9 protein-coding genes are annotated in these 10,008 nt (G+C 71.8%); 2 read left to right on the top strand and 7 right to left on the bottom strand.

Translation table 11 applies throughout. The annotated features are described in order from the left end of the window. Positions 1-220: 220 nt before the first annotated feature. The 5 genes from ACIBK6_RS32200 to fabG all read right to left on the bottom strand — a co-directional run bounded on the left by ACIBK6_RS32200 (position 221) and on the right by fabG (position 4,999). Positions 221-997: a thioesterase II family protein gene (locus ACIBK6_RS32200; protein WP_399055221.1), complete on the bottom strand. Its 777-nt coding sequence runs from the start codon at positions 995-997 to the stop codon at positions 221-223. A gap of 287 nt (positions 998-1,284) precedes the next feature. Beyond that, positions 1,285-2,061, bottom strand: coding sequence for an ABC transporter permease (locus ACIBK6_RS32195; RefSeq protein ID WP_399055219.1), 777 nt, complete (start codon positions 2,059-2,061; stop codon positions 1,285-1,287). Beyond that, positions 2,058-3,029 (bottom strand): ATP-binding cassette domain-containing protein, encoded by a 972-nt coding sequence (locus ACIBK6_RS32190; protein WP_399055217.1) that lies wholly within the window; start codon positions 3,027-3,029, stop codon positions 2,058-2,060. Before ACIBK6_RS32190 ends, ACIBK6_RS32195 begins: the two co-directional genes overlap by 4 nt. A gap of 25 nt (positions 3,030-3,054) precedes the next feature. Then, positions 3,055-3,921, bottom strand: coding sequence for a DUF4097 family beta strand repeat-containing protein (locus ACIBK6_RS32185; protein ID WP_399055215.1), 867 nt, complete (start codon positions 3,919-3,921; stop codon positions 3,055-3,057). Between the two features lie 292 nt (positions 3,922-4,213). After that, positions 4,214-4,999 (bottom strand): 3-oxoacyl-ACP reductase FabG, encoded by a 786-nt coding sequence (gene fabG / locus ACIBK6_RS32180; protein ID WP_399055213.1) that lies wholly within the window; start codon positions 4,997-4,999, stop codon positions 4,214-4,216. 325 nt (positions 5,000-5,324) lie between these two features. On the opposite strand from fabG, the gene ACIBK6_RS32175 reads away from it, so the two are divergent. Both ACIBK6_RS32175 and ACIBK6_RS32170 read left to right on the top strand, forming a co-directional pair. Next, on the top strand, positions 5,325-6,182 hold the full coding sequence (locus tag ACIBK6_RS32175) for a BTAD domain-containing putative transcriptional regulator (protein ID WP_399055211.1): 858 nt from the start codon (positions 5,325-5,327) through the stop codon (positions 6,180-6,182). A 103-nt stretch (positions 6,183-6,285) separates the two neighbouring features. After that, on the top strand, positions 6,286-7,167 hold the full coding sequence (locus tag ACIBK6_RS32170; RefSeq protein ID WP_399055209.1) for an SAM-dependent methyltransferase: 882 nt from the start codon (positions 6,286-6,288) through the stop codon (positions 7,165-7,167). 12 nt (positions 7,168-7,179) lie between these two features. On the opposite strand, the gene ACIBK6_RS32165 is transcribed toward ACIBK6_RS32170, so the two are convergent. Both ACIBK6_RS32165 and ACIBK6_RS32160 read right to left on the bottom strand, forming a co-directional pair. Then, positions 7,180-7,461, bottom strand: coding sequence for a hypothetical protein (locus ACIBK6_RS32165; protein ID WP_399055207.1), 282 nt, complete (start codon positions 7,459-7,461; stop codon positions 7,180-7,182). 65 nt (positions 7,462-7,526) lie between these two features. After that, complete coding sequence (locus tag ACIBK6_RS32160) at positions 7,527-9,572, bottom strand: condensation domain-containing protein (RefSeq protein ID WP_399055205.1); 2,046 nt, start codon at positions 9,570-9,572, stop codon at positions 7,527-7,529. Between the last annotated feature and the right edge of the window lie 436 nt (positions 9,573-10,008).

Genomic DNA, 10,008 nt, shown 5'->3' with positions numbered 1-10,008 from the left:
AAAGGGGCATGGATCGTATGTGGAACCCATGCTTGCAATACCAAGCGCAAAGGTCGCTTGCCGCAGTGGCGGGATTTTCTCCGCGCCTGTAATTCGAAGGCCTGGCCGATAGCGTAGACCAGGCCGGTATCGGCTCGATCCGAAAGCACTACAGACTCGTTCGAGGCCGGTTGGGGGGCCGTTTGCGGCGCCCGCCGCCGCCACTCGGCGGGCGCGGCGCCTACGCGGCCAGCAGGGTCTCGGTGAGGAACTCGAAGACCTGCGTGTCCGTGCCGGGGTCAAAGAGGTAGAAGTGACCGCCGGGGTAGATCTGGGTGTCGAAGCCGGCCGACGTGTGGTCGCCCCAGCCTTCGATGGTGTCCAGGGGTGCCCGGACGTCGGCCTCGCCGACCATCACCGTGATGGGGCTGTCGATGAGCGGGCCGATCGTCATGGCGTGCTGCTCCCAGAGGGCGAAGTCGGCCAGCACGGTGGGGATCAGCTCGTCCATCGCGTCCTCGTCGAGGGCGACCTCCTCGTTGAACCCGCCGAGCCGCATGACCTCGGCGCGGAACTCCTCCTCCGACAGGCTGTGGATCTTCGGGCGCAGCGCCGCGGCGGCCGGCGAGGGCTGGGCGGACATGAACAGGTGCTCGGGCCGGGGCCCGGCCTCGGCGTACAGGAGCTGCGCGACCTCGTAGGCGAGCAGCGCCCCGCAGGAGTGGCCGAAGAAGGAGAACGAACCGGTCAGGAGCGGGCGCAGGGCCTCGGTCACCTCCTGCACCAGCGGTTCGACCTCGGTGGCCGGGTCCTCCAGGATGCGGCTCTGGCGGCCGGGCAGCTGGATGGCCACGACCTCGATGTCGGCGGGCAGGGCGTTCACCCAGTCGGCGAACGCGCTCGCGCCGCCGCCCGCGTGCGGGAAGCAGATCAGTCGATGACGGCTGCCCGGTCGGCGGGCCCGCCAGATGAACGGGCTCTCCATGGCCAGGCCGGGCCGGCGTATTTGTGTAGTCATGACCCCTCTACAGAAGTGAGGAAACGCTCGACGGAATGCGAGAACGTGGCGCGGAGATCACCGGTCGGGTGATGTCGGCGGGGTTGCGTGTGCCGTCGGCGGCACGATACGCATTTAATTTCTCACCGAGCTTATGAGCGTCCGCAGCGGCTATGCAAGGGAAATCCGGGTGGCATCGGCCGATATTCGAGCGGTTGCCGAGCGGTATTCAAAACACCGACGGGGCCGCCGGGCTTTCGCCCGGACGGCCCCGTCATCGGATCGTCCAACTCTCTGGTGGTGCGCGCCTACCGCTTAGCGAAGGCCGAGCGGGCCCACAGGTAGCCGAGGAGGCTGAGGCCGATGCCCCAAGTGAGCGCGATCCAGCCGTTGTTGCCGATCTCCGTACCGAAGAGCAGCCCGCGCAGCGTCTCGTTGATCGGCGTGAAGGGCTGGTACTCGGCGAACCAGCGCAGCCCGGTGGGCATCGAGTCGGGGGTGACCACCGCGCTGCCGAGGAAGGGCAGGAAGGTCAGCGGCATCGGGGCGTTGCTGGCGGCCTCGATGGTCTTGGCGCCCAGGCCCATTGCGGCGGAGAGCCAGCTGAGCGAGAAGGCGAGCAGCGCGAGGATGCCGAGGGCGGCGAGCCACTGCACGGGTCCCGCGGTCGGCCGGAAGCCCACCGCGAGGGCGACGCCGATCACCAGGACGAGGCTGATCATGGTCTGGATGACATTGCCGAGCACATGGCCGGTCAGCACGGAGGCGCGGGAGATCGCCATGGTGCGGAAGCGGTTGATGATGCCTTCGGTCATGTCGGTGCAGACGGACACGGCGGTCGAGATGGCGCCGGAGGTCACGGCCATCAGGAGGATGCCGGGGGTGACGTAGTTGGTGTAGTCTGCGCGGTTGCCCGCCCCGATGCCGTTGCCGAGCGCGCCGCCGAAGACGAACACGAACAGCAGGAGCATCAGGATCGGCATGGCGACGATCGAGATCGTCATGGACGGGTAACGGCGCGCGTGCTTGAGGTTGCGGCGCAGCATCGTCCGGGAGTCGCGCACGGCGTACGAGGTGGCGCTCATCGGACGCTCTCCTTCTGCGAGTTGGGCCGGCCGGTCAGGGCGAGGAACACGTCGTCGAGGTCGGGGGTGTGCACCGTCACGGAGGCGGCTTCGACGTCGGCGTAGTCGAGCTGGTCGAGCAGGTAGCGCAGCGCCGGGACGCTGGCCTCGCTGTGGATCTCCAGGGTGAGCGACTCGTCGTTGCGGACGCCCTGGCCGAGTGCGTGGACGGCGGCGTCGAGCCGGCTCTGGTCGGCGAAGTGGAGGCGGATGTGGCCGCCGGGAACGAGCCGCTTGAGCTCCTCGGCGGTTCCCTCGGCGACGATCCGGCCGCCGTCGAGTACGGCGATCTTGTCGGCGAGCTGGTCGGCCTCTTCCAGGTACTGGGTGGTGAGGAAGATGGTGACCCCGTCGTCCACGAGATTGCGGATGATCTCCCACAGGTTGCGGCGGCTGCGCGGGTCGAGCCCGGTGGTCGGCTCGTCCAGGAAGATGAGGCTCGGTTCGCCGACCAGGGTCATGGCGAGGTCCAGCTTGCGCCGCATGCCGCCGGAGTAGGTGGAGGCCATCTTGCCGGCCGCTTCGGTCAGTTCGAACCGGTCGAGCAGTTCGACGGCGCGCAGCTTGCCCTCCCGGCGGGAGAGGTGCTGCAGGTCCGCCATCAGGAGCAGGTTCTCCTCGCCGGTCAGCAGACCGTCGACGGCGGCGAACTGGCCGGTGACGCCGATGGAGGAGCGGACGCCGTCCGGGTTGTCCGCCAGCATGTGCCCCGCGACCTGGGCGTGACCCGCGTCGGCCGCGATGAGCGTGGACAGGATCTGCACCGTGGTGGTCTTGCCGGCCCCGTTGGGGCCGAGCAGCGCGAAGACGGTTCCTTCGGGGACCTGGAGGTCGACCCCGTCGAGTACGACCTTGTCGCCGTACGCCTTGCGCAGTCCGAGTGCGGTGACCCCCATGGCTGGGGCGGTGACTTCAGTGCGGACGGACATCGTGCCGCTCCTTTCGGTGGCTGCTTCAGAGGCCCTTGGCGGCGAGCTGTGCCTGCTGGTTGGCGCGGTGGACCACGATGTCGCCGCGGCTGGTGCGGACGTACACGTCGACGCTCACGCCGTACTCGCCCGGGCCGTCGGCGGAGTCGAGCAGGCGGTGCACGGTGCCCGACTGGGCGTTGGCGTCGAGCCAGGCGGCGGTGCCCTCGGGGATGCCGAGCTGGATGTTGCCGATCTGGGTGCGCAGGTCGACCCGGCCGCCGGCCTCCTCGATGGTGATGTCGCCGGTGGCGCAGGTCGCGGTGACGTCGGTGTGGGCGCGGCCGATCGAGATGTTGCCCTCGGCGGCCTTCAGCTGCGCCTGACCGGTGATCTCCTCGATCTCGGTGTTTCCGTTGGAGCTCTTGATGACGGCGGTGCCGTGGATCTCGCCGACCCGCAGTTCGCCGCTGCCGGTGGTGATCTCGGCGCTGAGGGTGCGCTCGACGGTGATGTCGCCGTTCTGGGTGCGCAGTTGGACCTCGCCGGCGTGGTCGATCTGGATGTCGCCGTCCATGGTCGTCAGGCTGCACTCGCCCAGCTGGCCCTTGGCGACGAAGTGGCCGCGCGAGGCGGTGCCGTTGACGCGGGAGCCGCGCGGCAGGGCGATCTCGACCCGGACGGAGCCGGGGGCGCCGCTCAGTACGCGTCCCTTCGGCGTCTTGATCTGGAGCTTGCCGTCGGTGTAGGTGACGCGGGTCTGCTCGGCCGCCCGCTCGTCGGCCTCGCTGCCGGCGGTCGTCGGGTGCACCTCGACCACGGTGTCGCCGCGGTCGCCGGAGACGATCCGGGCGCTGCCGGCCTCGACCTGGAGCGTGGCGGTGATCGGCTTCGGGGTCTCGAAAGTAGGCATGGCTTCCCCATCCTCAGTCTGTTGGGCGTCCCCGCTGGTCGACGGGTGACGAGTGGTTCCGGCGGGCATGGCGCTCTTGCGTTGTCGAACGTCGCACGGTGCAGCGCACGGCGTTCGCAGTTCGTTCGGCCTCCGTGGTGCGAGGTCGTGTCATCACTATGGCACACATGTGGCGCCATGGCGAGCCACCGTGGTGCCAAACATGGCGCACGGCGGCATCACGGCAGGTCAGGGGGGCGATGGGCGTTCCGAGCGGGGCCGGCGGAACAGGCCGGGGCCCCTCGGGCGGAGGTCAGAAGGCGCCGAGTCCGCCGCAGACGTTGAGCGCCTGCGCGGTGATCGACGCGGCGCTGTCCGTGGTCAGATAGCCGACCAGGGCCGCCACCTCCTCCATGGTCGAGTAGCGGCCGAGCGGGATCTGCGCCTCGAACTGCTCCTGCACGAACCCCTCCGTGGTGTCCCAGGCGGCGGCGTAGCCCTTGCGGACCCGCTCGGCCATGGGCGTCTCCACATAGCCGGGGCAGACCGCGTTGACGGTGATGCCGCGCGGCGCGAGTTCCTTGCCCAGCGCCTTGGTGAACCCGACGACGCCGTGCTTGGAGGCGGAGTAGGGGGCACCGAGCAGAACGCCCTGCTTGCCCGCCGTCGAGGCGATGTTGACGATCCGGCCGTACGCCGCGTCCGCCATGCCGCCGTTTCTGAGCACCTCGCTCGTCACCAGGAAGACCCCGTTGAGGTTCGTGTCGATGACGTCGTACCAGAGCTCGTCGGCGAGGTCGGCGGTGGCGCCGCCGCCGCTGCGCCCCGCGTTGTTGACCAGGATGCCGATCGGGCCGAAGGCCTCGACGGCGGCGGCGACGAGGTGGGCCACCGATGCGCGGTCGCGGACATCGGCCCCGGTGCCCTCCGCCTCGAAGCCCTCCTCGCGCAGATCCTCGACGGTCTGTTTGACCTGCTGCTCGGTCCGCGCGCAGATGAAGACCCGGTGTCCGCGCCGGCCCAGATCACGGGCCACGGTCAGGCCGATGCCGCCGGTCGCACCGGTGATCAGGGCGGTGGTCCTCGTCGGTGCCGTCATCGCATGAGCCTCCACGAACCCGTTGGGCGGATTTGACGATGCCCGGGCAACGTAGCCCGCATGGTGGCGGGGCCACCCGGTTCTGAGGCGGGTGTGCAGCGGGCTTCGAGTGGGCTTCCAAGAGTGCGGTTGTTTTCGGCTGCGGGCCGTCCTTGGCCGGTCGCGCAGTTCCCCGCGCCCCTTCAGGGCGCGGTACCGCACCACCTCGTGCCGTTCTTGAGCCGGGTTGGAGCCATCGGCCGCTTCAATGGCGACAGACGCAAGAGCCGCGCAAGGCCGCAGACCGCTGGGCGCGGCGCCGCCGATGACCGGAGGGGAGCCGGAGTTGCTGATCAGACTCATGGGGCTTGTCACCATCGAGCACGAGGGCCTGGCGCCCCTGCACGTGTCGAGCGCCCAGGCCCAGGCGGCCCTCGCCCGGCTGGTGCTGGACCGCGACGCGGGGACCAGTCGCGAACACCTCGCCGACACCATCTGGCCCGAAGGCCTGCCCGACACCTGGGCCGCCGCCCTGCGCGGGGTGGTCAGCAGGGTCCGCTCCTACGTCTCCAGCCCCTTGCTCAACCCGGGCGAGACCCCGCTGGTCTCGCAGAGCGGCCGGTATCTGCTGCGGCTGCCGGACGACACCGCCGTCGACCTGGAGGCCGCCGAAGTGGCGGTCGCCGAGGCGGAGACGGCCTTCGCCGACGGCGCCCACGCCGTGGCGCGCCGGCTCGCGGCGGGCGCCCTCGCCAATCTGCGCGGCTCGTTCCTGCCCGCCCACGAGGGCGAGTGGGCGGGCGGCGTACGGGACCGGGTGGAGGAACTGCGCCTGACTGCACTGGAGTTGGCGAGCCGTTCGGCCTCCGGCCTCGGCGACGAGCACCATGCGCTGCGCTACGCCGACGAGGCGGTGCGCCGGGCGCCGTTCCGGGAGAGCGCCCACCGCTGCCGGATGACCGCGCACGCCGCCGCGGGCAACCGGGCGGACGCGCTGCGCGCCTACCACCGCCTGGGCGAGGTGCTCGCCGAGGAGCTGGGCATCGATCCGGCGCCCGAGACCCAGGCCGCGTACCTGGAGCTGCTGCGCGCTGCCGAACCGGCCCGGCGGCCCCGCCCCGCGGACTCGGGGCGGGCGCCCGCGGACGGACTCGACCCGGTGCTCATCGGGGCCTTCGAGGCCCTCAGCCCGCCCTTGAGGTGACCTCCAGCGTCCCCGGGGTCCGTCCCGTGTTGCGCCTCTGTTGCGAGTGGACCGCTTTCCTGGTTCCCAACAGCGCGACACCGTACGGGAGTTAGGGACGCACATGACGACGGTGCCAGGACGGACGGCCGCCGGGACCGACACCATCAGGCACCACCACCCCGACCAGAGCGCCGATTTCCACCGTCTCCTGCTCGGCCCGACCATGGTGTACTCCGGCGGGTACTGGGAGGACGGCGAGGGGCTGACCGAGACCCTGGACGAGGCCCAGGAGCGCAAGCTCGACCGGTTCGTCGAGCTCGCCGGGGCCGCGGGCGCCCGCCGGGTCCTCGACGTCGGCTGCGGCTGGGGCACCATGCTCAACCGGCTCACCGTCGTGCACGGCGTGGCGCATGCCGTCGGCCTCACCCTCAGCCGCGCCCAGGAGGAGTTCATCACCGGCTTCGGCAACCCGCGGATCTCCGCCCGGGTGGAGAGCTGGGCGGACCACGCCCCGCGGGAGCTGTACGACGCGGCGTTCTGCATCAACGCCCTGGAGCACTTCGTCCCGTACGCGCTGGGGCCGCGCGAGCGCGCCGAGATGTACGGCGCCTTCTTCGGCAAGGTGGGCGGCGCGCTCAAGCCGGGCGCCCGGTTCGTCCTGCACACCATCACCGTCGGCCGCCGCCCGGCGGGCGACCGGCTCCTGGACGACCTGCGCTTCCTGCGGCACTCCGAGCTCCACGACGCGCACATCCCGCACCTGCACGAGCTGGCCCGCGCCGCCGACGACGTCTTCGACATCATCGAGATCGTCAATGAGCGCGAGTCGTTCGCGGTCGCCTGCCGCGCCTGGCTGGAGCGCCTGGCGCGGTGCCGTGACATCGCCGTCGTCCTGGCGGGCGAGGAGAGCGTGACCCGCGTCGAGCGCTGTCTGGGCATTCTCGCGGCCACGCTGGAGGACAAGTACTTCAGCAATCTGCGCCTCACGCTCGCCCGGCGCTGAGCGGCCGGTGCCTCAACTCGCTTTTGCCGCACCCGACTTGGCGGCCTCGGCCGCGTACACCGCCAGGAAGGTCGCCAGGCCCCACACCCCGGGCGGGGCGGCGAACGCGGTGACCGGCACGGTGCGGCCGAGCCCCGAACACAGGGCGCCGTGCGCGCGCAGCGCGGCGGCGGTTATCTCACCCCGGGTGCGTGGCTCCTGAGTGGCGCCGGCCATGCCGAGGGCCTCCACCCAGGCATCGGAGACGAGTTCCGCCATGCGTTCCTGTGCGGCCACAGACTCTGACTCGGACATGCCCAACCTCCGCTGTACGACGGGTGGTTCGGACGGGGCCGCCTACCGGCCGGCCCCGGGGGACGTCATGCCGCGCGCCGCGTCGCGGCGGCGAGCGTCCGGGCGAGTTCGCCGACTCCGGCCGTGGCCCCGGTCAGCACCACGACCCGGGGCCGGCCGCCGTGCGCGGCGACCAGCCGGGCCAGCTCGTACGCGGCGACTCCGTCCCCGGTACACGCGCCCAGCGTGACGGGGCCGGTCACACCGGTGCGGGATCCGAGGGCGCGGTGCCAGGCGGCCGCGCCTTCGGGCACCGGGCGCAGCAGGACGAGTTCCTCGGGCCCCGGGTAGGCCCGCGCGAGCCGGTCGTAGAACGAGGGGCGCCGCCCGGGTGCCTGGACGAGGGCGACGGTGCCCGCGCCGGAGTGCGCCGCCGGACGCAGCACCCCGAGCGCGGGTGTGCCGGCGGCATCGGCGCGGGTGCCGGGGGTGCCGACCGCGGCGTTCATGCCGGACAGCAGATCGAGGGCCTCGCCGATGGTCGTGAACGGCCCGGCCCGGTCGGGGAGTTCGCGCAGGAGCAGCGCCCCGTACGCGAGGACCTCGGTCGCGTCGGCGAGGCGGTCGCGGTCGTACGACACGGTCAGGGCGAGCCCGCCCGAGCCGTCGTGGTGGGCGACAAGCGTGAGGGAGAAGGCCGTGTGGGCGCCGAGGGGCTCCGGGGGTTCCACCCGGATTCCCAGCGCGGCGAGTTCGGAGGTGACCTCGTCCGGGACCGGCGGCCGGTTCTCGAAGCTGAGGAGGCTGTCGGCCGGGACGAGCGCGTCGTTGGTCCAGGAGCGGATCTGGCCCGCCGAGACCCATTCGTACGCCGCCGTGTCCATTTCCCGGTCGCGCAATTCGGCCAGCAAGCCGGGCAGCGGGGCGGCCGGGTCGACCACGACGGACAGCGGCAGCGGGTTGCACAGCGCGCCCGGCAGGCGTTCCACCCCGTCGAGCAGGATGCCCCGCCCGGAAACGGTGGTGCTGAAGCGGACGGGGGCCGCGCCCCGGGCTCCGCCGAGCCGGTGCAGCAGCAGCGCCCACACCGCCTGGAGCACGGTGCTCTCGGTGACGCCCCAGGTGCCGGCCCAGTTGGCGAGGCGCGCGGTCTCGTCCGGGGTCAGCCGGAGCCGGAAACAGCCGTTGCCGGTGGCGGCGCCGGTGCCGGCCGGAAGGCCGGGGGCGTCCGGGTTCGCCGGTGCGCCGCGGGACCAGAACTCCTGGGCCGGGGCGGTGTCCTGGCGCGTCAGCCACCGTACGTAATCCACCATGTCGGGGCGGCGCTCGCCGCCGGGCAGCCGGCCGCCGGCCAGGTAGGCGCGGTAGAACTCGCGCAGCAGCAGGCGCGCGCTCCAACTGTCGAGCAGGGCGCGGTGGTAGGTGAGCACGACGCGGACGGGCGGGGCGGTGCCGAACATGGCGGGTCCGCCGCCCAGCACCGTGATGCGCAGCGGTCCGGGGCGGCGCGGGTCGAGTCCGCGCCGCCGGTCGCGTTCGAGGAGGCTGTGCCAGTGGGCGGTGCCGTGCGGCAGCCGTACCACTTCGGGTTCGACCCGGTCGTACACCACGATGCCCGGCTCGGGTCCGTCCTCGAACGCGGTGCGCAGCACGCTCTCGCAGTCGAAGACGGACTGCCAGGCGGCGGTGAACCGGTCCGGGTCGAGCGGCCCGTCCCAGTTCCACGCGAGCTGTTCCACCTGGCGGCCGGTGCCGGGGTGGGCGGCCGCGTCGGCGAACAGCTCGCGCTGGAGCGGGGTCGCGGCGACGCGGCGCGCGGGCAGCGGGCCGCTCGCGCCGGGGTGGGTGAGCAGATCCGCGAGCCGGCCGAGCGGGAAGTCGGCGGGGGCCGCCGCCTCGTCCGCGGTGAACCGTAGGGTGTGGCGCCCGGGGTCGTGGGTTTCGAGCACGGGACGCCAGGAAGCCGCGGCCGGGTGGCCGAGCGCGATGGTGTCCAGGGCCCCCTCGACGCGTGCGGTGTCCACGGGGCCGTGCAGGTCCAGGACGGGCAGTGCGCCATGAGCGCCACCGACGTCCACGACGACGGTCATCGGCTCGTCCTGCGGTATGCGTGCGGGGTGGCTGCTGGTCATCGGCTGTCCGGGGTGCGCCGGATGAGACCCCTCCCCCTCCCTCTCTGGAAGCGCTGAACGAGTATCCGGGGCCGCGCCCATACGGAACTGACGCGGCGCTGACACGGCGCTCAAGAGTGTTCGGCGCAGGGTCGCTCCGGTCGCTGCCCCCGGCCTCGGCGTGTGCCGGGGATCACATCAGGATCGTTCGAGGCCCGGTCCACACCCACTGGAGGAAACCGCCCGGCACCCCGGGCGTGAGTAGCGTGCCGGGCGGCAGAAGTGGACACGAGGACGAGGAGCTCGCCATGGGAGAACCGGGCTTGGGGCAGCGGGCCGAGGCCTGCTCCGTCGATGACGGGTTCCATGTCTTCGACACGACGTTGCGTGATGGTGCGCAGCGTGAGGGGATCAACCTCACGGTGGCGGACAAGCTGACGATTGCGCGGCATCTGGA

Origin of the sequence: Streptomyces sp. NPDC050485 (assembly GCF_044458185.1) — a bacterium.
GTDB lineage: Bacteria > Actinomycetota > Actinomycetes > Streptomycetales > Streptomycetaceae > Streptomyces.
Note: the sequence above shows the minus strand (reverse complement) of the source record. Positions and strands in the feature narration are given on the sequence as shown.

Bases quoted from the DNA above. Each gene is read 5' to 3' on its own strand.
- ACIBK6_RS32165 (WP_399055207.1), bottom strand. From the start codon at position 7,461: ATGTCCGAGTCAGAGTCTGTGGCCGCACAGGAACGCATGGCGGAACTC.
- ACIBK6_RS32195 (WP_399055219.1), bottom strand. From the start codon at position 2,061: ATGAGCGCCACCTCGTACGCCGTGCGCGACTCCCGGACGATGCTGCGC.
- ACIBK6_RS32190 (WP_399055217.1), bottom strand. From the start codon at position 3,029: ATGTCCGTCCGCACTGAAGTCACCGCCCCAGCCATGGGGGTCACCGCA.
- fabG (WP_399055213.1), bottom strand. From the start codon at position 4,999: ATGACGGCACCGACGAGGACCACCGCCCTGATCACCGGTGCGACCGGC.
- ACIBK6_RS32200 (WP_399055221.1), bottom strand. From the start codon at position 997: ATGACTACACAAATACGCCGGCCCGGCCTGGCCATGGAGAGCCCGTTC.
- ACIBK6_RS32170 (WP_399055209.1), top strand. From the start codon at position 6,286: ATGACGACGGTGCCAGGACGGACGGCCGCCGGGACCGACACCATCAGG.
- ACIBK6_RS32160 (WP_399055205.1), bottom strand. From the start codon at position 9,572: ATGACCAGCAGCCACCCCGCACGCATACCGCAGGACGAGCCGATGACC.
- ACIBK6_RS32185 (WP_399055215.1), bottom strand. From the start codon at position 3,921: ATGCCTACTTTCGAGACCCCGAAGCCGATCACCGCCACGCTCCAGGTC.